The sequence below is a fragment of the Helicobacter trogontum genome (assembly GCF_000765905.2).
Classification (GTDB): Bacteria; Campylobacterota; Campylobacteria; order Campylobacterales; family Helicobacteraceae; genus Helicobacter_A; species Helicobacter_A trogontum.
In genome coordinates this window covers 177,178-201,759 of sequence record NZ_JRPL02000001.1, presented here as the reverse complement: position 1 = coordinate 201,759, position 24,582 = coordinate 177,178, and the positions used below count along the sequence as shown (strand labels likewise).

Here is a 24,582-nt window from a genome sequence, read left to right as displayed (position 1 = left end):
CATAAAGCATTCAGATGGTGTTGAGATTGTGTGGTTTGATTTCTTACCATTTTATGAAAATGATAACAAGAGGGAATGGGGAATAACTATGCAAGAATGTTTTGAATTCCAAGGAGACATAAGAATAAGTAGCCAAGAATGGCTAGATTGTTGTATCAAGAAAAAAATTGGCAGCTTTTATCTAGCCACAGCTGGTTTTATAAATTTTAATTTCTTGCAAAACATCGGATTATATTTTCTTGATGGCGTAATTCATGAAGATCATAATTTTGGACTATTGCTTATACTACAATGCAATAATATCTTTGTTCTACAGAAAAATTTCTACTACGTAAGGGCACGCCCTAATAGTACCACCCGCTTTGATTCTAGTGATCCACACATAGTCCCACATTGCAAGCATATTTATAAGGCTTTTAATAATGCGAGAATGACTAAGCAATATCATATTGCCAGTAGTTGGTTTCTTATGCTTATACAACTCATTCAGTTTTTAAAAGATCACCCAAGTAAAGACAACAAGATAATAGAGCAACTCTTTTTTCCGTATTACATACACTATAGCCTAAAACTTTTTGATTTTAAACATGATCCATTAAACCTTATCCCACAACTCACTATTATAGAGCCCTATCTTAAAAAAGGATTTAAGTGGCGTCATAAGCTCCGTATTACAAATCCAGAAAAATATAATAAACTTAAGCCCTTGTTTACATGTTATGATTTTATAAAAAGTATTGAGAAGGGTATAAGAAGGGTGTTTAAAAAATAATCAAAAAACTATTAAACCCTCCTTGCAATATTAGCAATATAACAAAGTGGCATCACTATTTAGAATCTTGCAATAAACTATGTTTATGCATGTCTAAATACAAGCATCTTTTATTGCCTACCCAATCATTACAAAAATCCCGCAAAACATTAAAAGATTAGAGCATTGTATTAAAAACTCTTTAATTGCCCTTTTCTCTTTTTACCAGTTCACAATATCTTTCAAAAAATAACCCCTCTTATTTGTTTTTCACTACTTCATATTTGCAAAATCTAACACTCTTTTCGCATTAGCAAACACAATCACAAGCATAAAGGACTTTACCATATAAGCCTTTAATATACTCATCACAATAGCAAGGACAGCACATACACACCTAAGCTTAAATAATTGGTCAAATACATAACAACACAACAAGGAAGCTTTATGGATTCTTTACATAAAAATATCTAATAAATTGTTTTAATAAATATAGATATCTAAAAGGTTATTTTAAATTTCTTTTATATTCCCTACACAATATAAGTATTTAAAAAGTCTATTTGAAGCAACTTATTTGCATTCCTCACATCACGCAAACATCTAAAAAGTTATTCAAAAAGCAAAACCTCTCAAAATACACTTTACAGGATGTTCTTATATATAGTTTGTAAAAAGCGTTAAAAAACCTAAAGCCATATCGCAAGCTGAAAAACCTTGTATATAGCTTTAAATGATACTTGTTGTAGAGTGTAATTGTAAATATAGTTTATTTCTACATCTTACAACCTTCTTAGCCCATACACCTCTTTGCCTCAATCTCTTTTGCAAGCTCTTTTGTATTTTTTAGATCCACTTTACCACTACCAAGTATCGGAATATGATCAACAACAAAATATTCGCTTGGTTTCTTAAGAGGGATAATGTCAGATTTTTTAATACTATCGATTGCCATAGCACAATGTTCTTGTGGCGATTCTATGAGCAACACCACTTTTTCACCTTTTTTGCTATCTTCAAGTGCCACTGCACAAAACTTCACATCGCTTGAAATCTCTTTGAGTTTAAAAACCTTTGCAATCTCTTCTTCAACACTCGACAAACTAATCATTTCTCCGCCAATTTTTGCAAAACGCGAATATCTATCTGTAATATGTAAAAATCCATCAGAATCTAGATATCCCTTATCGCCACTCTTATACCAGCGAATTCCGTGTAAATCAACAATAACCTCATTTGTCTTTTCTTCATCGTTGAGATAACCTACCATGATTTGATGTCCACCTATAAAAATCAACCCATGCTCTCCGAGCGGAAGCTCCTCTAATGTATCATAATCAACAATTCTAATTGCAGTCCCTGGTAGTGGCATACCTACACTGCCCTCTTTATTTGCTCTATGAATCTGCCAAAAAGTAACATCAAACTCATCTGGTAGATTTACACTTGCAACAGGTGTGGTTTCAGTCGCACCATACCCCTCGTAAATAGGCTTGTTAAATTTCATTGTATAAGCTTCACGCACTTCTTTTTTAAGTTTTTCAGCTCCTGCTACAGTCAAGCGAATGCTATCAAACATCACTCTATCAATCTTTGGATTCCTCGCATAGATTCCAAGTAACGTAGAAGTAGCACACATAATTGTTACATTATTTTGTGCAATCGCTCGTGCAATACCTAATGCATCAGTCGGATCAGCATGTGAAATTACCAACATATTCTCAATGAGCGGCATAAGTGTCGTAACGGTGAGACCAAAAGCATGAAATGGCGGCAAAGAAGAAAGCATCGTCTCATCATTTTTTGCGTGGATAACATCAGCAATTTGTGCGATATTACTCATGATATTTAAATGGCTAAGCATGACACCTTTTGGCACCCCCTCACTTCCACTACTAAAGAGAATAGCACACACAGATTCTATCTTGCTTTCTTTGGCAAATAAGAGTTTTAAAAGCCAAGTTGGTGCAAGTGTGATAAAGGCAACATTTAAGATAAAAGCGCCTTTTTGCTTACGAATTTGTGCAACAATATCTTCCATAAAATGCAAAGTAACATTACTAAAATCAATCTCTATACCTTTATCTTTTAATTTTTCCAAAAATTTTCTTGAAGTATAAATATGTGAGATATTAGCAGATTCTATTGCACTCCTAATAGCATTAGCCCCAGCAGTAAAGTTAAGATTGACGACAATTTTTCCAGCCATTATGCTAGAAAAATTACATAGCACACTTGCAAGTGAAGCAGGCAACATAATACCTATGCAATCATTTGGCAATGAACAAGAATTTGTCTTTTTTGGCAGAGGTTTATACTTCATTTCTTTCATATCTTGACTAAGCATAACGCAAAGGGTAAGTAGTTTGCGATAAGACATGCTGCCTGTCTGTGTATCAATGATTGCGATATCACTCCCACCACGTTTACAAGATTCTATAAAAGCAGCGGATAATGTCGGTGAATTTTGGCATTGATGCTCCCATGCCTTAAAACTCATTTCAAACACTTTTGCCTTAATTTTCTCTTTTTGTGTATGTAGTGGCAAAGGCATACCAAAGGCAATACTTACGCTTCTTTTTGTAAAACTTTTCTTACGCTCTCTAAATTGCTCGTTACTGCGACTAAAAATACTACCCCACATACCGCGAATATAAAAGGGCAAAACAACTGCGAGATTCTCATCTACACCTTGTGCTATTTTTTCAAATCCGCTCTTAAACTCATTTAAATGCCCATGTCGACTTATTACACCCTCAGGGAACAAGCACACAATATCACCATTACTTAATCTCTTTTGAACCTGCTCTATTGCCCCACGACTTGCCAAACTAGAAACAGGTATCACGCCAAAAAAATCAAGAAAAAACTTAATATACCAACGCGAATAAATGCTTCGCTCCATTACAAAATACACTTTCTTTGGTACAGCCATTTGCACAATAGCCCAATCAATAAATGAGATATGATTCCCGAGTAACAACACCCCGCCTTTTTGTGGGATATTATTAAAGCCCTCTACAATGAGTCTGTATCGCTGCAATATTGCCATGCTCACCAAAATTCTGACAAGTGAAAATGGTAAAAGTTTAACCATATACACAGTAGCAACTATCCCAAGCAATGCACTCACATAAAAAAGCCACTCTATAGGGAGATTCTGAATACCAAATAAAGTAGCTACAAATAGGGCTAAAAGCATACCGACATTTTGCACAAAATTATTTCCAGCAAGAATTGTCCCTAGTTCTTTGTCATTGCTATAAAATTGCATCAACGCATTTAAAGGCACAATATATAGTGCACCGCCCAAGCCAAAAAGAAAAAATAAGATTGAAATACCAAATAACGAAGTAAATGTAGTAAAAAATAAAAGAGCAACAGACATGATACATGCGCCAAGCGGTATAAGCCCTGTTTCAATATAATTTTTAGAATAACGACCAGCCATAACAGAGCCAATGATAATACCTAATCCAGTACAAGCAATAAGCATATTGACGACATCTGTATCCATAATCTGTAATACGCTTTTTGCATAAACAGGAAAAACATTGACAATGAGTTGTGAAATAGTCCAAAATACTGCTATAAAAAGCACTGATAGATAGATCATTTTGTGTTTTTTTATGATAGCAAGATTTTCTTTTAAAAGTTCACCTCTTAAATATTTATCCTTGTTAAATGAGATATTAGTATCTTGCGTTACTGTCGGCAATCTAAAGCTTAATAAAAACTCTAAGCATCCAAATACACAAAGCAATATTGCTAAAAATACCATATCTTGTATAATAAGTGATGGATCTGTAAGCCCTTGCGTATAGAATCTCTCAAAAAGAGCTGAAAAAAAGATCATACCGCCAAGCATTGCGATAATAGCAGTTGCTTGCACAATACCATTACCCCACGTAAGATTCTCTTTGCCCACAAGATCTTTTATATAACCATACTTTGCAGGTGAATAGACTGCTGCTTGCATCCCCATAAGCAGCGTCATATAAAACGCACCCCAAAAAAAGCCTATAGAATAGAAAAGCATAAGAATAAATAATAAAATAATATTAACTAAAGCCCCAATCTTTAGAATCTTATTTTTTGAAAACTTATCGCTAAGAAAACCAGCAGGAGAAAAAAGCAATATAAATGGCAAAATCACAAGTGCGTTTGCGATGGAATTATAGAATAAATGCTCTCCTTCGGCAAATGACTTGTAGATAATGCTTAGCATTAATACCTTATGTCCCAAATCAATGAATGCATTGATAAATGCCACAATTATAAATGGCGTAAATCCTTTGATTTTATAGATCTTATTCATATTACACACCCTCATAGTCATACTGAAATGAGATATTCTAGCAGAATTTTACACAAAGCAGAAAACCACAGCTTATTTTAGGATTACAGAGTCTAAAATCTCTTTTATCCTCCAATATTCTTCAAGAACGTATTATTAATTGGTTTTATTCATTGTTACTTTTGTGTTTTTGTATCACATACTAAATCATTACAATCTTTAAACTTAACTGCAACATTTTGCAATTGGCTTTTAATCTAATCAAATTGCAATACACCATATCGTCACAGAGGATTGCATACTTTTATTTGTTCCTTGCAGCAACATCACTAGAAAAATAGTCAAAAAAGATTACATACTTAAAACGATAATACTTTAAAATCAAACAGAAAAGAGAAGCGGTAAAAATTCATAGGAATATCTGCTCAGGGCAAATCACATTACTATCTATCAATAGTAGAACCAAAACATCAGCACCTTTAATTATACTTAAGCTACTTTCATAAGAAACTTAGGCAAGGTTTGTATAAACTGCTTGTACATCATCATCTTCTTCAATTTTGTCAAGCAATTTGTCAAGCTCTTGCATTTGCTCTTCTGTAAGAGTTATGGGGCTTGTTGGAATTCTTACAAGCTTTGCAGATTTTACCTCAATCTTTAGCCCTTCTAAACCAAGTGCTAATGCACCAAAATCTTCGTATTTAGAATATGCTATATAGTTATTTTCCTCTTCATTTTTTTCTAAAGAATCAAGTCCACAATCAATTAATGCAAGTTCCACCTCATCAACATTATCATCATTTAAAATGATCTGAAATTCACCTTTTCTTTCAAACATAAAATCAATTGCACCATTTGTAAGCAAACTAGCATTTGGGGTTTTATTAAAATAGCTTTTTATATTGGCAACCGTTCGTGTTGGATTATCAGTAGCACATTCTATGAATATCAGCACCCCATTTGCCGCCTTACCCTCATAGCTCACTTCCTCAAAGTGCCCATCCTTGCCACTTGCACGCTTAATTGCTGCATCAATATTATCTTTTGGCATATTTTGTGCCTTCGCATTAGCGATGGCGGTACGCAATTTTGCATTCATTTCTGGATCTAAACCACCTTCTTTTGCAGCAAGTGTAATCGCTGTTGCAAGCTTTGGAAAGATTTTACTCATTTTACCCCATCGCTTTTCTTTTGCGGCTCTGCGGTATTCAAATGCTCTACCCATAGTTATCTCCCTGCTAGATTCTAAAATAAAGGGGTGACATTATATCATATGCATTTAAATGATGATATTTTATAGAATCTACATTTAACCATGAACTTGTACAAATACGCTATAATTGCACCCATTACTACATAGATAAAGGAAAAGTATGCAAACAGAAATGAAAGGGGCGGTCGAAAACGCGTTGCGACAAGTGATCTACCCAAATTTTGAAAAAGACATTGTAACCTTTGGTTTTGTTAGCAAGATAGAGATTAATAATAATGTATGCTATCTTAAGGTCAATATCCCATCAAGCAATGAAGAAGTCATTAAAAAGGTAAAAGAAGAGATTCTAGAAAAGACAAAAAAACTCCCACTTGCAAATATTGATATAGAAATTGTAACCCCAAATATACAAAAAACGCAGACAGAACAATCACCAAAAAACCTTGCTCCATCAATCAAGCATTTTGTAATGGTTAGCAGTGGTAAAGGCGGTGTTGGTAAATCAACAACAAGCGTAAATCTTGCAATTTCTCTCGCAAAAAGTGGTAAAAAGGTAGGATTACTTGATGCAGATATTTATGGACCAAATGTTCCACGTATGTTTGGATTAGATGGAGTTGAGCCAAAAACGAGTAAAGATGGCAAAAAGCTCTTGCCACTTGAACAATATGGTGTGAAAATGATAAGCATAGAATCCATTTATGGCAAAGGGCAAAGTTTTATATGGAGAGGACCTGTTGTTATGCGTATTATTACGCAACTATTGCAAGATGTAGAATGGGGCGAACTTGATATTATGGTTGTTGATATGCCGCCAGGGACTGGTGATGCACAACTCACACTAGCTCAAAGTGTGCCCGTTGGTGCTGGTATTAATGTAACAACGCCACAAATGGTAGCAATCGATGATGGTTTTCGCGCACTTGATATGTTTGCAAAATGCAATATCCCAATTTTTGGAATCATTGAAAATATGAGTGGTTTTGTATGTCCAGATTGCAACAAGAAGTACGAAATTTTTGGAAAGGGCAATAGCGATATGTTGGCACAAGAGTTTCATACAGAAGTTATAGCAAAGATTCCATTGGAACCAAGCATAGTTGCAGCAAGCGATAGTGGTAAGCCCATTAGTTTTTTTGAGCCTGATAGCCGAACAAGCAAAAGCTATATGGAATGTGCAGTGCGTTTGATTGAATTTCTAGAATCAAATAAAGCTGATAATAGCACAATCCAGCCACGCTAATTTAATTGTTTATGTATTTTACATGCAAATATCTGCACAAATTTTTACTTGTGCAAGATAAGAATCAATCTTAATCATCCAATCCTTATTATTTTAACCATGCTTTTAACATTTAATTTTAATTCTATGTTAGAATCTAGAGTATATAACTCAACAAAGACATTTATTGTTAGTCAAACCACATGGAGTAAGAATGGCACTAGAGATTTTAAAAAAACTTATACAATATCCTACGGTTACCCCACTAGAGCATGGAATCTATGATTATATACAAAGCCTTCTACCCTCATTTCGGGCTCTACATATAGAAAAAGGTGGTGTAAAGAATGTATTATTTTATAAGATTCCAAAAAATTATGATGAAAAACTAGCATGGGAAACCCTAGAGCATTTTTGCTTTGCAGGGCATATTGATGTTGTAAAGCCTGGCGGTGGAGCGATTGTGCCAAGAGGTATAAACGACACGCAATATAATGAACAAAACAAAGGTGACTGGATCTATCCACCATTTACACCCACAATACATGATGGCTATATGTATGGTCGTGGTACGCAAGATATGAAAGGCGGTATCGCATGCTTTCTTAAAGCACTGCAAGATTTCACAGCACGCAATGAACCCCAAATAATTCTTTCTGTACTTTTAACAAGTGATGAAGAAGGTGATGGAATTTATGGCACACAATATATGTTAGAAATCTTAAAAGAAAAGGGTATGTTGCCTCAATATGCTATTGTCGCAGAACCCACGAGCACAAATTTTGTAGGTGATACCATCAAGGTTGGCAGACGCGGATCTATCAATGGGATAATTAAGATTATAGGAAAACAAGGACATGTTGCTTATCCTGAGAAATGTATTAATCCTGTGGAGCTATTAGGAAGTAGGCTTGGGCAACTCGCTGGAGTAAATCTTGATTCTGGTGATTCTGTATTTAGTGCATCAAAGCTTGTAATAACAGATATACGAGGCGGTATCGAAGCAGTAAATGTAACACCAAATGATCTAACCATTATGTTTAATGTGAGAAATTCTACGATGACAACACTAGAGAGCGTAAAATCGCATGTAGATTCTGTATTGCATGGAATCCCTTATACACTAGAGCTTAAACAAAGTTCAAAAAGCTTTCTCACAAAAGATAGTAGCTTAATTACACTTTTGCAAGATTCTATTCACGAAATTACACAGATAGAAGCAGAACTTAGTACAAGCGGTGGCACAAGTGATGCAAGATTTTTTAGTGAATATGGCGTTGAGGTTGTGGAATTAGGTGTTTGTAATGACAGGATTCATGCCCTAAATGAACGTGTCTTATTGCAAGACATAGAACGACTAGAAGCAATATTTTTCAGATTTTTAACAAATGTTGCCAAAAAAATCTAGTTAAATCCTACTGAATCATATAAGCTCTCAATACAAAACATACATAAACTTTATATCTATTCCTTGTATCCTCAACACAGCACAATACGTGAGATAGAGAGTTTTTCGCTTTATAAACAATAACTTTATAAAAAAGATTCTATAATACTTAATTTATTAGATTGCAAAAAAGGATAGCAATGCGTTACGATATAACCATAGAAGTTAGCACACGAGATGGTGTTTTAAATCCAGAATCAAAAGCCATTTTACAGGCATTACAGGGGCATGACTTCGCTGTTTCAAGTCTCACTATGAATAAAAGGTTTTATCTTACCCTCGATGCAAAAGATACACACGAAGCAGAACAATTAGCTAACCAGATGTGTGAAGATTTTTTAGCAAATCCAATTATACAAGATTATACAATTGAAGTGCAAAAGGCGTAACTATGGTAGCAATTTTGCATTTTTTAGGGACAAATTGCCAATATGATGTCGCAAATTTTTATACAAGACAGGGTATAGAAAACACGCTTGTATGGCATACAGAAGATACATTACCTAGGGAAACAAAACTCGCAGTGATTGCAGGTGGATTTAGCTATGGGGATTATCTACGATGTGGAGCGATAGCAGCACAATCACATAGCATGAAAGCCTTAAGGCGATATGCAGAGAATGGTGGCAGGGTTCTTGGCATCTGTAATGGATTCCAAATTCTTTGTGAATCAAAACTTTTACCAGGTGTGCTTATGCGTAATAAAGATTTAAAATTTATTTCCAAAAATGCCCTACTACAAGTAAAAGCAACAAACAATGCTATGCTTAAGAATTACGAAAAAAATCAAGAGTTTATGTTACCAATAGCACACGCTGAGGGCAACTACCAAATAGATTCCAAGGGTTTAGAAAATCTGTATAGCAACGATCAAGTGTTACTGCAGTATAGCGATGACATAAATGGGAGTGTTGATAGGATCGCTGGTATTTGCAATAAAGAGCACAATATTTTTGGACTTATGCCACACCCTGAAAGAGCAGTGCATAATAAATCTATCAATGCAGATTTATTAGACAATTCAAATGAAAATGCTATGGGTGTAGCTATGCTTAATTCGCTTTACAACGAACATTAAGTATCCTGTATGGTATATATTTTGCTTTTAACTGATATAAAACTGCTAGATTAAGGATATGATGATGAAAAAAAGGATATTTTTACTGGCTTTACTTGGCTTTTCTATCTGTGTATATGCTGCTGATGAAGAACAAGCAGAAACAAGAAAATCACAGCAAAATACAAACAATTCAGGAAGAAGCCCTGTAACAAATGTACCTGCAAATGGTGGTTATGATTTACGCGATCCAAGATATTATGGTGGGCAATATAACATGCAAGGTGCATATTATCCAGGTCAGCAGCAATATTATACGCCAAATAGTGGCTATTATCGCTATGATCCCTACGATCCACGAACCTATGAGAAATATTATTATGGCAATAGCTTCTATTATCCTATACCTTCGATCCCACAAACTATACCAAGCTATGGTCAAGGGCAGCCTATATATAGTGGCAATGAAGCAAAACCACAGGCACCGAGTGTTGTACCAAGCGAGAATCTACCATGGTTTGATGAGGGTGGTAGTAGCCAAATCCAAATCGCGCCAATTCAAATTGCACCAACACCACCAAGCGATATTGCTATAAGTTATGCACCGCGTGTGCCACCAATGCCTTATACACCAAATAATATTAACATTGTGCAACCAAGCTATAATTTCCCAAAACCAGATAATAGTCCAGTGGAGGATGCATTAGCAGATCCAAGGAGTGCAAGTGCTACTTTAAATGCAGGTGTTGAAGCAGCAAGGAAAGGAGACTATAAACAAGCATTAAGCATGTTTAATACTGCATGTGATCAAGGTAATCCTGCGGGTTGCTTTGGCGTGGGCGTGATGTTTATGTATGGTGCGGGTGTGCAAAGCGACACGCAAAAAGCAATTAAATATTATCAGAAAGGCTGTGCGGGTGGCGATCCAACGGCATGTGCAAATCTAGGTATGATTTATGATGAAGCCCCAAACATGGGAAACAACAAACAAAAAGCTGCAGAAATGTATATGACAGGCTGTGCGGGTGGCGATGTAGATGCATGTAATAACATCGGCTGGGCATATGCGAATGGATCTGGTGTGCCAAAAGACTTAAATAAAGCATTGCAATACTATCGTTTTGCATGTGATTCTGGAAGCCAACTAGGCTGTTATAATTTAGGTTTATTGAATAATGCAGGTAGTGTATATGGAATTAGCAATGCAAATATGAATCCTGCGGATTTAAATTATGTAGCATGTAATGCGGGTGATATTGTAGGCTGTGCTAATCTTGGCTATATTTATGCGCAAGGACTTGAGGGTGCGCCAATCAATTATGGACTTGCTGCACAATACTTTAATACAGCATGTATGGGTGGAGTAGCAAGTAGTTGTAATAACTTAGGTGTTTTGTATGAGCAAGGTAGGGGCATTACGCAAAATGCAGGACAAGCGCTACAAATGTATAGCCTCGCATGTGAAGCAGGATTGCAAAATGGTTGCGATAACTATAGAAATTTAAAAAAGAAAGTTGGGGGATAACTATCCTAGAAAACTTTTAGAGATCGCATGAGAAACTTATCTTATGTAGCTCTAAGCATATATAAGAAATGAATATGAAAAAATTAAAGTGCCTAAATATATCCTACATACTCAATGCAATTAAAAAGCTTCTCTATAGTATTAAAATAAGCTCCCTTAAAAGCATGAGAAGAAGAACGCATAATCTAGATTTAAATAAATCACACAAAAACATACGATATTACGCTGGTTTTAGCATGATGGAGCTTTTATTCGTGCTTGTCATAATTGGCATATTAGCAAGTCTTGCGTTACCACGTATAAGCTTTTCCCGAAACAATGCCTTAAGTATTGCCATCCAAAGCGATATACAAACAATTATTTCAAGCACACAAGAATATGCAATTACAAATGAATTTATGCCGCAAAATGCTAATCCGCAATGGCTTATCACCTACTTACATCTATCGCCCCAACGCTGGGTTGCAAATGGAGATTCTTTAAAGATTGCAAAAAATGGTATTCCAGATTCTCAAAATGATTGCCTTAGTATTCGCTTTAATCAAACAAATTCTTTGCAGATTTTGTTTAATAGAGCTCAAGATTCTAATCTGTGTCAAAACCTTTTAAAAAATTATGCAAGTGATATCATTATTCCACTGCATATTACACCCTAAGTATTTCTTAAGTAAGATTAAGACAAGATAATTTATTGCTATAATCACAAGACAAAATATAAAAAGGATACTTAATGCAAATTGTCTTTGGACCTATTCTATCAAGACGCTTTGGGGTGAGTTTAGGTGTGGATCTAAGCCCTTATGCAAAGCAATGCAATTTTGATTGTGTATATTGTGAACTCGAAGCAAAAAAACCTATGGATGCACAAACGCAAATCGCACCAGTAGAAATTATTATAGAATCTATTAAGAATGCTTTGGTAATACACCCTGATATTAATGTTTTAACCTTTACTGCTAATGGAGAGCCAACGCTTTATCCCCATCTTGAAACACTTATTTTACAAGTAAAAGAATTATTAAAAGAATACCCCACCATTAAGACCCTTATATTAAGTAATGGTTCGCTTTTTCAAGCACAAAAAAATGCTCTCAATCATTTTGACATTGTAAAATTTTCACTTGATTCTGCAGTTGCAACGCAGTTCAAACGCGTAGATAAACCAAGTAAAACGCTTGACTTATCTACAATCAAGCAAGGCATTAAGGAATTCTCAAAACAATATCATGGTGAGCTAGTCGCTGAAGTATTGATTGTAGCCAACATGAATGATGATATAGAATCAAATAAAGAAAGTGCTGCATTTTTGCGTGAAATAGATATTAAACGAGTTGATATTTCAACTATTGATAGGCCAAGTTCACACAGAGTATATCCTGTAAGTAATGAAAAACTTTATGAGCTAAGTACGTTATATGAGGGACTAAATATCTGTGTTGTTACACGCAAAAATGATACACTTAAACTCGTACAACAAGAAATTCAAGAAATAGAGATTCTTGAGCTATTAAAAAGACGACCCTTGACACATGCAGATTGTGAGATTTTACTAACAAAAGCAAGTATAAAGCGACTTGAGAATATGCTTGTGGCAGGGCAAATAAAGATAAAAAACATTGCTGGTGTTTCATTTTATTGTGTGTAAGATCATCTCTGACAAAACACGTAACAAGATTCTATACTTATAAATCTAGGTGATTAAAATATAACCTACGTTATTATTTACATATTGACAATTTAATAAGACTTATATATTTAGACAAATAGCGTAATGCTTCATTTTTTTATGTTTTAAGCGTATTTTGAGTGATTTTTTGTTACAATTCTTACACTTAACAAATAAGATGAGGAAAATATGGAAACACTACAATATAAGGACTTTGGTGTGGATATAGATGAAGGAAACAACTTCGTCCAAGCGTTAAAACCGCTTGTAAAAGAAACCTTTAACCCACTTGTTTTAGGTGGTTTAGGTGGTTTTTCTGGTTGCTTTACAATGCCAATGAACTATAAAAACCCCATATTATGTGCAGCAACAGATGGCGTTGGATCAAAACTTAGCCTTGCACTTGCATATAATAAATTAGATGGCATAGGGATTGATTTAGTTGCCATGTGTGTAAATGACTTAATTTGTGATTTTGCTACCCCTATGTTTTTCCTTGATTATTATGCAACACACAAGCTTGTAAGTCAAGATGCTTTACGTATTGTTCGTGGCATCACAGAAGGCTGCAAACAGGCACAATGTGCCTTAATAGGCGGCGAAACAGCAGAAATGCCGAGTGTATATGCAAAAGGTGATTTCGATTTAGCAGGTTTTGCTGTAGGTATCGCAGAAAAAGATGATATAGAAAGACGTGCAGGTATAACAGAGGGTGATGTTATACTTGGTTTAAAAAGTAGTGGATTTCATAGCAATGGATTTTCTCTTATACGTGGCATTATTGATACAAAAAAGATTGATGTAGAAATGAATTTTTCAGGAGGGCTACTTATAGATTCTATATTGCAGCCAACTCAAATCTATGTATCATCATTTCTGCAGAATAAAGATTCTATAAAAGGACTAGCTCATATTACAGGCGGAGGTATTAAAGAAAACCTTATTCGTATTTTACCTGAGAATACGCAAGCGATTATTGATGAGCATGCTATAAAAACCCCAGAAATTTATCAGTTCTTCTTGCCATATATCAATAAAGATGAAGCTTGGCGTGTATTTAATATGGGTATTGGTATGGCTGTTGTTGTGCCAAAGGAAAAAGCCCACGAGTTAGCTCAAAACATGCAAGCATCTATTATTGGGCATATACAAGCAGGTCAAAAACAAGTTCTTATAAAGTAGTTTCATGAAAATAACATTCTATGCAAAATTATATGCTTTGCCTATTAGCATCATATGTATTGGTTTTTTGGCATATTATTTTGTCTTTGATTCTCTTAACCAATATCAACAACATGTAATCACCATTACGCAACCCGAAACACCGCGAAATAATGACACAACTGATGAAAAAGCTCGTATACGTGAAGAATTAGAAAAAATCAAACAAAGTTCCAATGTTGATTTTATCCATAGCACACTATCACAAAATCTCAATCGCATGAGTGCCTATGCAAATATAGAATTTGATGATACAAAAACAATAGCACAAACAGAATTAAAGCAAAAACCAGACAATACTACGCGTAATCATAGCACAATAGAGATAAAAAAACCAAACAGCATAGAGTATGTCCCATATAGACAGATTCACACACATGAATTGCCAAATGCATTCATCACCAATCCAAATGCTGCAACAAATATTAAACTCAATAGCACTAACAATCCTTTTGATGTAAAAACCATACAAATCACGCAAGAAGATAAAAAATCAAGATGGGTAATACCCACCACAAAAGAAGCTAGAATTTATCATGCGCCAGACATACAAACAAAAGTAGTCGCTATCAATAAAAATGGCATGAGAATGCAGGTCATAGGGATCAACAAATCGTGGGTGCATGTTCGCTATGCAATTAGAAAAGAAATTATTGATGGTTATATTCCCATGAAAAATATACGCTTTGTGCAACCAATAAACCAATAAATAAGCTTTAAACGTCCAACAAAGTGAAAAAAGTAAGAATATCACTTTCTACACTTATTGATACTCCCATAAATAGCCTTTTGCTTGTAGTCTTTTTTTGAACACAAAACTATTTTTTCACATAAATCAAGCTCTATATCAAGCCCCCTAACCTTGAATAATATAAATCAAAAACCTGTCTTATATCCTTAAAGCGTATTGCTAAAATCACTATTTTTCATTAAGGTTATTAAAAGTGGTAGGCATATCCCAACATTACCATATATATTCTTATCTCATTTGTATTTGGAAGATTTAGTCTTTAATGCAATTAAAGTTTATTATCTTCCAAAACCATACGCAGAAAATTATTGAATAAAACTTGTTTTACGGGCTTCTTCTTTTGTGGAATCTTTTAAATGTTTTTATTGTCTGATAAAAGATTTAAATATGAAATCTTACTTTTTTGAAAGTGTGTGTAGAGTATTTTTAAAGTCACTATAAATCTATAAGCTTTAAAAAATAAATTACATAAGAATCTTAAAGTAATTTAAATGCGGTTTTACAAATGCTATAACCTACAATATTGCAAGGACGTCATGCATATTACATATTGCTTTGCAAACGAAAGGATTCTAAAAGATCTAGCACTTTTTTACTTTGCAAATGTGTTTTTGCCTGATGAAATCCTTCTTCAATACTTGCTGCATAACCATAGATATAAAGACTTGCTCCGGCATTTAAAGCGACTAAATCAGCTTTTTTACTTGCATTACCACTGAATATATCAAGTGTAATTTCTGTATTCATAAACACATCACTACCACGTAACTCCGAATGATTAGTAAGCTCTATGCCCAATTTTTGCGGTGAGAATACATAAGTATAAATCTCCCCATCCTTTAATTCACTAATTTGTGTTGCTGCACAAAGGCTAATTTCATCAATACCATCTAATCCATGCACAACCATTGCTCTCTCAACACCAAGAATCTTTAGTGCATTTGCAAGCAGTTCTGTATAATCTTTATGAAAAACACCAACAAGCTGATGTGTAGGACGCAAAGGATTGCTTAGAGGACCAAGCAAGTTAAAAAAGCTTTTAAACCCTAGTTCTTTACGCACACCTTGCACATATTTTAGGGCATTATGGATATTTGGTGCAAAAAGAAAGGTAATCCCTAGATTCTCATAACACGCTCTACAGGTTTGCATATCCATATTAATATTAACACCAAGATTTGTCAATAAGTCTGCACTCCCGCTTTTGCTTGTAATACCACGATTGCCATGTTTTACAACTTTTACCCCCATACTTGCTAATAAGAGGGCTGTTGTCGTAGAAACATTAAAAGTCTTTCTCGCACTCCCACCTGTCCCAACAATATCAAAGCGTTTAGAATCTTGTATCTCAAAATACTTTGCCTTTGATATTAAAAGACTAGCAAATGCTGCGAGTTCTTCTCCGCTTGGACCCTTATGATAAAAGCTTGTAATGAGACTACCAAGCTGGGCTGGTGTAAGATCATTTTCTGCAATACACTCCATTAAATCATAACTTTCCACAAAATTTAGACTCTCTGAGTGTGCTAGTTTTTGCAGATAAAGTTTTATAGGTATGCTTCGTCTTTTATAGTGAATAAAGTTTAAAATCATCTTTTCACCATATTGAGTGCCAATAGATTCTGGATGAAATTGTAAACCAAAAAGTGGATATTGTTTATGTGCTACTGCCATAACTTCACCATCATCACTCACAGCATTAATATGAAAGCAATCTGGGATTTGTTCTCTCTTAGCAACCAAGGAATGATAACGTGTAATTTGAACATGCTGAGGAATGTTTGTAAAGATTCCATCTTCAGTATGCGTAAGCGGCGATATTTTTCCATGCACTATACTTTTTGCATTCACAATAGGAACATCGAATGCATATAAAATTGCTTCATGTCCAAGACAAATTCCAAGAATAGGATATTCATTTTTTAATTGTGTAATAATATCAAGACAAATTCCAGAATCTTTTGGGCTATTTGGTCCAGGTCCCAATATAATATGTGTTGGTTTTAACATGCGGATTGTCTCAATATCAATAGCATCGTTACGCTTTACGACGACATTGAAGCCAAGCTTCGCTACAAGCTGATAAATATTATATGTAAAAGAATCATAATTATCAATTAAAAGTATCACTGCTATACTCCATTAAAGTAAAGATACAATTGTAACGCAAAATTAAACAATTGCATTCAATACTCTTTCTCTCATCATGTTTGCTTTAAGTATTGTAGCTTCATCTCAAGAGATTCAAACTCATGTTTTAAGTCCTCTATCTCCTGCATCCTTTTCTTACCCTCTAAAAGATATTGTGGCGGTATGGCACTAGCAAGTAGTTCATCAATATATACCATACCCTCCCCGCTTTGCTCATAAATTCTTTTTAAATGCGTAAAGCCCTCATTTGAAAAGAAATAGCAATAAAGCCCAACAGCCTTATCTTTATCGGCTAATCTTAGAATCAAAATGCCTGCATTTGCCACAGCAACACAATCTTTTATAGATTCTCCAAGTATAGTAACCTTTGGAACAATACTGCGAAGTGAGAGCAAAATATCGTAAGGCTTTAATCGATACTTTTGTATCTTTTGTTTATCTCCACTCATCTTCTTGTGAGTAAATTGCGTACTAAAGCCGCAAACTGCAAAGTCAGCAATCCCTACATCATAATATGTAATCTCTGAATCTTTATTGCTTCCATGCACTCTTTGACCACGAAAAATTGTCGCTTCCATATCAATTAAACGTGATTCATGTGTATTTATCGTCTTAGAGGCAAGATAATAACTTGCCCTTAAGTCATGCGTCTTTACATCTTTTATATTTGTGATTTTAGAAAATTCACTCTCCTTTTTTTGTCTAAATAACATAGCAATTTCATCAATATTCTTCAATCGATTATATTTGCCATCCTTAACATAAAAATGCGGATTATTAGCATTAATGTGTAAAATTTCTTTATTGTTATGAGAAATAACAAGCACGGAAAAATCACAAGCTTGATGTGGAAAAATATTTTTAGGCAACTCTATAACTGCTTCTATCATGCGCTCTTTTACAAGCTTATCTCGAAGTTTTTCTTCTAAAAAGCTTTTTTGTAGAGTTTGATTACGAACGATAAAAACGCCTCTTTGTTTCAGATGTGCTAGTGCATGTGTTAAAAACACAAGTTCTGGATAATTTTTTGCAAGTATGCCGATTTTACTAAATCGTTCATCGCCTTTGAGTTGCTCAACACCCATGTGTGCATAAAGTGGTGGATTGCAAATAACCTTATTAAATTGTCGCAATATGCTTCCTGCTTTAAAAACAGGCTGCTTTAAAATATCATTGACATAAAGCTTATAGTTGCTTATTTGCGTAAATCTTGCGATAAGTTTTGCAATATTTGAAAGCCTTTCATCAAGCTCTTCTCCATATAAATGAATGTCTGGATTTAGATTCCCTAATGATAAAAAAATACTACCAATACCATAACATGGATTATACACCTCATCATTATCTTGTAAATCTAGCAGCAGTGCTAACAAATCATTTACTTCGCGTGGTGTAGAATAATAATAGAGTTTATTTGTTGTACGCTTCTGTGAGATAATATGCAAGAATTGTTCAATATCATGCAATTCAATACTGCTTATTTGTAATGTTTTCAAAATTTTTGCAATGTTTGCATTACTACTTATAGGTACGTATAGATCTGCACTAATAAGCTTTTGTAATATTATATGAAAATCTTCTTTAATTGTCTTTCTTTTGCTGGATTTTGCAATCATGTCATCCAACATTTTTGCATTTTCCTTCTTGAATATAAAAAGCTCAAGCATGATGCTTACAACATCAAGCAAATCAGAATGATAACGTTTGAGGTAATCAAAACAATCAAGCAATTTTTTCACATTACACCTTTAGCCATATAAGTTTAGTTTTATTAGATTATATAATTTTAATATTTTTTTACTCTAAGTTTTAAATTAATGGGCGAATAATAAGGGTTGTGTTATTATAGCTAAAATTTGTAGATAAATATTCAAAGCAAGAACTGCTATTAGATTGGAAACATAGTCAGATTTTTATTGTTTATCTTTACTGAATGTAAAAACAATTAACCTAAGAAAATACTGAGATATAAATATGAGTTAAGCTTACAAAAATGGTTGCGGAGGAGGGATTTGAACCCCCGACCTTTGGGTTATGAGCCCAACGAGCTACCTGGCTGCTCTACCCCGCGTCACTGAATATAGAAGAAAATTCTAAAATAATTCATGGTAAAACAAATAATCTATTCAGAAATAAATAAACTATGTAGTATTTGTATATTTGGCTGGGGTACAAGGATTCGAACCTCGGAATGCCTGGACCAAAACCAGGTGCCTTACCGCTTGGCGATACCCCAATGCTAGTCTAATTTCGAATGAGTTGGAATTCTAACATAGTTTTGCTAAAAAGTCAAATAAAATTGATATAATTTTTAAAAAATTATTATGGAGCACTTAATTCAATGTATCAACAACGTATGAAAGACGCTATAGAAGCAATTAAAAAAGGTGAAATGATTATTATAATGGATGATGAAGATCGGGAAAATGAAGGTGATTTGGTGATGGCTGGGATTTTCTCAACACCTGAAAAAATCAACTTCATGGCACAAGAAGCAAGAGGATTAATTTGTGTATCTATCACACAAGAGTTAGCCCACAAGTTAGATCTCCCTCCAATGGTGCAACGAAATGATAGTAATCATGAAACCGCCTTTACAATATCCATTGATGCTAAAGAAGCAAAAACAGGAATCTCTGCATATGAACGAGATTTGACAATCCGTCTTATGTGTGATAATAATACAAAACCTAGCGACTTTGTGCGTCCAGGACATATTTTCCCACTCATTGCAAAAGATGGTGGTACACTCATTCGCACTGGACATACAGAGGCAAGTGTGGATATTTGCAAACTTTCTGGACTTGCACCTATTAGTGTAATTTGTGAGATTATGAAAAAAGATGGCACAATGGCAGGACGTGGGGATAAATTCTTACTTGATTTTGCAAAAATGCATAACTTAAAGATACTTTATGTTTCTGATATTATCCAATATCGCCTAAAGTTTGAGAATCTTGTGCGTGAAATTTCGCGTAAGAACGCTATATTTATGGCAAAAGAGTGTGAGAAGATTGTCTTTTTGGATCACTTAGAAAAAGAACATATTGCCTTTAGTTTTAAATCTAATTCTCAAACCCCATTGATTCGTTTCCATAACACAAGTAGTGATATTGCACTTCTAGAAAATCCTAACGAATGGCAAGCTCTGCAAAGAAGCATAGAGTTGTTATCGCAAGAAGGTGGTTACCTCATCTGTCTTGATAGTGCAGAAAGAAACATTATAGATGAGAATATCGCAAAAAATTGTGGCGACATAAAAGACTTTGGTATTGGCGCACAGATTCTAAAGAAGCTTAATGTAAAGGACTTTGTACTTCTTAGTTCCCATTGTGTGAACAATACAAACAAAAGTTATAATGCACTCAGTGGTTTTGATCTACATCTGCAAAAAAGTATTGAGGTGTAAGCAAAGTATTAAGGTTTTAGTTGATTAAGAAACTTCTTCAACTAAAAGTCTCATGAGACGTCAAATTCACACATGGATATGATGTTCTGAAATTAGGCTGTATTTCATATTTTTCCATATGAGAATTGGCCCTTTAGAAATCATTTTATCTTCAAATATATAAGCAATAATCCAATTACTTTTTTATGTCATATCTTTTAGTTATGATGTGTTATATATAGGTGATATGACTCGAGAACAAGGATAAAGTTATATTATGAATGTTTATGTGAGCTTCATGACGTCAAAGTTCGTATTAAATGTGTGTGCTCCTTTGTTCTTTGTATAAATACTGCTTTGTATATGCATGAGATATTGTCTAAATGGTGAAACATCTTTAAATAAAAGCTTTAACTTCTTTGGTGCAGTATTGGTTATAGTTTTAACCACTATGATCATAAAGCTGGAAAATACATTATTTTTATATTTATTTTAATAAATCTAATTATACATAAGAATCATACACTTTTATTTCTTAAATCTCATACACATATTAATATATTTGTTTGCAAACAAACTATAGAATCCAATTTATATTTCATAACCTAATTAATAATAAAAAGTCAAGTAAAATAGGAAGATAAGATGAAAGTTTTAGAAATTTATCAAATATTAGATTCAATAAGTCCTTTTGTATTACAAGCACAATGGGATAATAGTGGGCTAAATATTGGCAATATGCACGCAGATTACAAACGAGTATATGTCGCATTAGAGCTTGATATGCAAGTAGCTGCTACTATAGAAAACGAAAGCTTACTCATTGTACATCATCCCTTAATATTCCAACCATTAAAAACAATGCAAACTGACATTTATCCTGCAAATCTCATCGAAATATGTTTACAAAAAAAAATCAGTGTCATAGCTATGCATACAAATTTTGATAAAACGCATCTCAATCAAGCATTTGCAACAAGTTTAGGCTTAGAATCTCTAAATTTCACCCCGAATGGTGAAAAAGATTTTAGCCTTATTTATAGCACAAATACACCGATAAGCACACACTCTCTTGCCACACATATAAAAGATATATTGAAGTTAAATGTCTTACGTTATACGCATAAGGATAATATGATAAATAATCTCTATATTACATGCGGCAGTAATGCTCATGCATATCAAATTGCAAAAAAAGGAGATTGCATTATCACAGGTGATATTAAATATCATGATGCTATGATTGCTGCAAGTAATGGTATAAGTTTTATTGATGTAGCGCATTTTGAAAGCGAATGTATTTTCAGCGATTTGCTGGTAAAAGCTTTACAAAAACACCATATTCAAGCTATAATTACAAATTCACACAATCCATTTTGCTATATTTAGGAGCATTGCATGAATAAAAATCTTGAAAAACTCATTGAGGTAAATCGCTTTGACTTAGAAGTATCAAAATATGATCCACTGATCGAGCAAAAAAAAGCACCAATGAATGAAAAAATCCTTGAAAAAACAAAAGCTCTCAAAGAAAAACAAGAACTAGAAGCACTTATTGCAAGAAATGAAGAATCTCTTGTAAAAAATAATGATGAATTTGCTGTGATTACTGCAGATATTGAACGCATTCGCAGTAAAATCCAAGAGAGCAAAAGTGAAAAGGAGATGAAAAACCTCGATATGGAAGAGGGTATATTACGAGAAAAAAGTATAAGCTTTAACAATGAAATTGAAGCACTTGAAAAAAGCATACAAGCAGCAAAAGACAAAATTGCTACACTTGATTCCAATGTAGCAAAACTTGATGAAGAAATTAGCAATATGGAAGCTAGTTGCAATGAGGCTGTGCAAGAAATCAAAAAACAGCAAGATGAAGTGAGTGCTAAGCGAACAAAAGCCGCATTAGATATGGAAACAACTGTGCTAAGATTGTATGAGAAAATTCGAAAATGGGCAGGGAACACAAGCGTTACCTCCATATATAAAGAGGCGTGTGGTGGTTGTTTTATAAAATTAAGTGATAAGAATATTGCAGATATTAGAAGAGGTGATGAGATTGTGCATTGCCCTCATTGTGGTCGTATTCTTTATGATTCTGCCTTAATTGAAGACAAGGCATAATGAATTTATTATATTATATTCTTTTATGTTTTATGCATATTCTTGCACTGCCCCTGCTTTGCGTTTTATCACTGAAAGAAAAATATAAAAGAAGTATTCCATTTCGCTTTTTAATCCCAAAGAATCGCTCAAAAGAATACTATGATATATGGTTACATGCATGTTCTGTAGGTGAGGTGCAATCTCTGCAAACACTCATAGATTCTATCCCTCAAACACAGCATATATTTCTTAGCGTTATCACACAGACGGGTTATAAACAAGCACAAACACTTTATGCAAAATATGAAAATCTCAGTATTGATTATTTGCCTTTTGAAACCTTTATCCCATTATTTGCACCAACATGTAAAAAACTTTTTGTATTTGAAGCAGAATTATGGCTCATGCTATTTATACACGCAAAACGCAAAGGCGCAACCACAAAATTAATTAATGCAAGAATCTCATCGCGTAGTGCAAAACGCTATCAAAAACTTAAATGGTTTTATAAACACTTCTTTTCATTTGTTGATTCTGTATTATCCCAAAGTAACGAAGACACAGAAAGGCTAAAACTTTTAGGAGCAAACAATGTAAAAACAATAGGAAATCTAAAATTATTAAATCCTATAAAGCCAAAAATATCTTACAAGAAACCACAATCTTTAATTATTGTTGCAGCAAGTACGCATGCCAATGAAGAAGAGTTCGTGCTTAATGCATGGAAGAAAGTCAAAATAGCATGGCAAAATAACACAGAATCTCATATGCACACAAGCAATGATGATCTAAAAAATAACAAATGTAACACACATATATATAATGTTTGCAAGGATTTATGTCTACAACAAAATGAATCAATCTATAAAGATTCTAAAAAAAGTTTTTTGATTGTCGCACCACGACACCCTGAGCGATTTTACTCCGTATTGCAGCTTTGCAAACGATATGGAAAGACGATTTGTTTAAGCGAATTGCAAAATAATTCCTTGCTTAATTTAGATGCAATTTGTGCAGACATTTTACTTGTTGATACTATAGGGTCGCTTATTGATTTTTATGCAATTAGCGATATTGTTATACTTGGTGGAGCATTCGCAAAAGTTGGGGGACACAATCCGCTTGAACCAGCCACTTTTCATAATGTATTAATCAGCGGCACAGAGATCTTTAATCAAAAAGCATTATTTACATATATTCAAAACTATTATTTAGTGAATAGCAGTGACTCACTAGAACAGCTACTCTATCACTATAAACAACTAATGATTGCATCTGTAAATAAAGACTTATGTAGCAACATGATTAAAAGCATTTTAGAATAGTGCAATTCATGCGAAACTATATCAAGTATATAATTGCATAAAAACCACTAATTAATTGGATTATATTTAAAAGTATTGTAAAAATAACATAATATTTTTTACTCTGGCATCTAAGTTTATAACTATTATTAACACTTATCGTGTATAATTTTTCTTTTTCTTAAGCAATAAGTTGTGACTATAATATGACTTAAGAAATAAATATTTGAAATTAGGAGTTTGGGTATGGATTCTATTGAAGTTTATAATCAAGTGAAAGAATTAGTAGCAAGTGAGCTTAAAGTTGCGTTAGATGAAATTAAGCCAGAATCTGATTTTACAAAAGATTTGAATGCAGATAGTCTTGATGTCGTTGAATTTATCATGGCACTGGAAGAGAAGTTCGATATTAAAATTCCAGACGAAGAAGCAGAAAAGATTAAAACTGTTCAAAATGTTGTAGATTACATTATTGCAAATCAGTAA

General features: G+C 33.9%; 18 protein-coding genes, 2 tRNA genes and 1 pseudogene. 15 read left to right on the top strand and 6 right to left on the bottom strand.

The features are described from left to right. A pseudogene (locus tag LS81_RS11165) lies at nucleotides 1-772 on the top strand (hypothetical protein); the annotation flags it as partial. 772 nt (nucleotides 773-1,544) lie between these two features. Here LS81_RS11165 and LS81_RS01005 read toward each other — a convergent pair. Together LS81_RS01005 and LS81_RS01000 are read right to left on the bottom strand one after the other, a co-directional pair. Further along, nucleotides 1,545-5,069, bottom strand: coding sequence for an acyl-[ACP]--phospholipid O-acyltransferase (locus LS81_RS01005; protein ID WP_104696417.1), 3,525 nt, complete (start codon nucleotides 5,067-5,069; stop codon nucleotides 1,545-1,547). A gap of 490 nt (nucleotides 5,070-5,559) precedes the next feature. Next, on the bottom strand, nucleotides 5,560-6,273 hold the full coding sequence (locus tag LS81_RS01000) for a YebC/PmpR family DNA-binding transcriptional regulator (RefSeq protein WP_034347513.1): 714 nt from the start codon (nucleotides 6,271-6,273) through the stop codon (nucleotides 5,560-5,562). A 160-nt stretch (nucleotides 6,274-6,433) separates the two neighbouring features. On the opposite strand from LS81_RS01000, the gene LS81_RS00995 reads away from it, so the two are divergent. The 9 genes from LS81_RS00995 (at nucleotide 6,434) to LS81_RS00955 (ending at nucleotide 15,108) form a co-directional block, all read left to right on the top strand. Continuing rightward, nucleotides 6,434-7,504, top strand: coding sequence for an Mrp/NBP35 family ATP-binding protein (locus LS81_RS00995; RefSeq protein ID WP_081955988.1), 1,071 nt, complete (start codon nucleotides 6,434-6,436; stop codon nucleotides 7,502-7,504). A 193-nt stretch (nucleotides 7,505-7,697) separates the two neighbouring features. Continuing rightward, nucleotides 7,698-8,891, top strand: a complete 1,194-nt coding sequence (gene dapE / locus LS81_RS00990; RefSeq protein ID WP_034347510.1) for a succinyl-diaminopimelate desuccinylase — start codon at nucleotides 7,698-7,700, stop codon at nucleotides 8,889-8,891. A gap of 179 nt (nucleotides 8,892-9,070) precedes the next feature. Then, entirely contained in the window at nucleotides 9,071-9,319 is a 249-nt protein-coding gene (gene purS / locus LS81_RS00985; RefSeq protein WP_034347508.1) for a phosphoribosylformylglycinamidine synthase subunit PurS, read from the top strand. Nucleotides 9,320-9,321: 2 nt separating this feature from the next. Next, nucleotides 9,322-10,008 (top strand): phosphoribosylformylglycinamidine synthase subunit PurQ, encoded by a 687-nt coding sequence (purQ, locus tag LS81_RS00980; protein WP_034347506.1) that lies wholly within the window; start codon nucleotides 9,322-9,324, stop codon nucleotides 10,006-10,008. A gap of 64 nt (nucleotides 10,009-10,072) precedes the next feature. After that, the gene (locus tag LS81_RS00975) at nucleotides 10,073-11,512 is read left to right on the top strand and encodes a tetratricopeptide repeat protein (protein ID WP_034347504.1); all 1,440 of its coding nucleotides are present in this window, start codon (nucleotides 10,073-10,075) and stop codon (nucleotides 11,510-11,512) included. A gap of 164 nt (nucleotides 11,513-11,676) precedes the next feature. After that, on the top strand, nucleotides 11,677-12,168 hold the full coding sequence (locus LS81_RS00970; protein WP_237022184.1) for a type II secretion system protein: 492 nt from the start codon (nucleotides 11,677-11,679) through the stop codon (nucleotides 12,166-12,168). A 74-nt stretch (nucleotides 12,169-12,242) separates the two neighbouring features. Next, on the top strand, nucleotides 12,243-13,157 hold the full coding sequence (locus LS81_RS00965; RefSeq protein WP_034347501.1) for a radical SAM protein: 915 nt from the start codon (nucleotides 12,243-12,245) through the stop codon (nucleotides 13,155-13,157). Nucleotides 13,158-13,367: 210 nt separating this feature from the next. Continuing rightward, nucleotides 13,368-14,360: a phosphoribosylformylglycinamidine cyclo-ligase gene (gene purM / locus LS81_RS00960; protein ID WP_034347499.1), complete on the top strand. Its 993-nt coding sequence runs from the start codon at nucleotides 13,368-13,370 to the stop codon at nucleotides 14,358-14,360. 4 nt (nucleotides 14,361-14,364) lie between these two features. Next, on the top strand, nucleotides 14,365-15,108 hold the full coding sequence (locus LS81_RS00955) for a hypothetical protein (protein WP_034347498.1): 744 nt from the start codon (nucleotides 14,365-14,367) through the stop codon (nucleotides 15,106-15,108). A 585-nt stretch (nucleotides 15,109-15,693) separates the two neighbouring features. On the opposite strand, the gene LS81_RS00950 is transcribed toward LS81_RS00955, so the two are convergent. The 4 genes from LS81_RS00950 to LS81_RS00935 form a co-directional block, all read right to left on the bottom strand. Further along, a complete protein-coding gene (locus tag LS81_RS00950) occupies nucleotides 15,694-17,280 on the bottom strand; it encodes a bifunctional anthranilate synthase component II/anthranilate phosphoribosyltransferase (protein ID WP_034347497.1) in 1,587 nt (528 codons plus the stop codon). Nucleotides 17,281-17,354: 74 nt separating this feature from the next. Further along, entirely contained in the window at nucleotides 17,355-19,040 is a 1,686-nt protein-coding gene (locus LS81_RS00945) for an N-6 DNA methylase (RefSeq protein ID WP_034347495.1), read from the bottom strand. 255 nt (nucleotides 19,041-19,295) lie between these two features. Next, nucleotides 19,296-19,372: transfer RNA gene (locus LS81_RS00940), tRNA-Met, on the bottom strand. A 90-nt stretch (nucleotides 19,373-19,462) separates the two neighbouring features. Then, nucleotides 19,463-19,537, bottom strand: a tRNA-Gln gene (locus LS81_RS00935). Nucleotides 19,538-19,642: 105 nt separating this feature from the next. Between LS81_RS00935 and LS81_RS00930 the strand changes: the two genes are divergently transcribed. From LS81_RS00930 to acpP, 5 genes are all read left to right on the top strand, one after another. Further along, on the top strand, nucleotides 19,643-20,710 hold the full coding sequence (locus LS81_RS00930) for a bifunctional 3,4-dihydroxy-2-butanone 4-phosphate synthase/GTP cyclohydrolase II (protein ID WP_034347493.1): 1,068 nt from the start codon (nucleotides 19,643-19,645) through the stop codon (nucleotides 20,708-20,710). A 624-nt stretch (nucleotides 20,711-21,334) separates the two neighbouring features. Further along, the gene (locus tag LS81_RS00925) at nucleotides 21,335-22,078 is read left to right on the top strand and encodes a Nif3-like dinuclear metal center hexameric protein (protein WP_034347491.1); all 744 of its coding nucleotides are present in this window, start codon (nucleotides 21,335-21,337) and stop codon (nucleotides 22,076-22,078) included. 9 nt (nucleotides 22,079-22,087) lie between these two features. Further along, the gene (locus tag LS81_RS00920) at nucleotides 22,088-22,810 is read left to right on the top strand and encodes a zinc ribbon domain-containing protein (RefSeq protein ID WP_034316864.1); all 723 of its coding nucleotides are present in this window, start codon (nucleotides 22,088-22,090) and stop codon (nucleotides 22,808-22,810) included. Further along, nucleotides 22,810-24,117 carry a 3-deoxy-D-manno-octulosonic acid transferase gene (locus LS81_RS00915; protein ID WP_034347490.1) on the top strand — a complete coding sequence of 436 codons (1,308 nt, stop codon included), beginning with the start codon at nucleotides 22,810-22,812 and terminating at the stop codon, nucleotides 24,115-24,117. Before LS81_RS00920 ends, LS81_RS00915 begins: the two co-directional genes overlap by 1 nt. A 225-nt stretch (nucleotides 24,118-24,342) precedes the next feature. Next, nucleotides 24,343-24,582 (top strand): acyl carrier protein, encoded by a 240-nt coding sequence (gene acpP / locus LS81_RS00910; RefSeq protein ID WP_034316858.1) that lies wholly within the window; start codon nucleotides 24,343-24,345, stop codon nucleotides 24,580-24,582.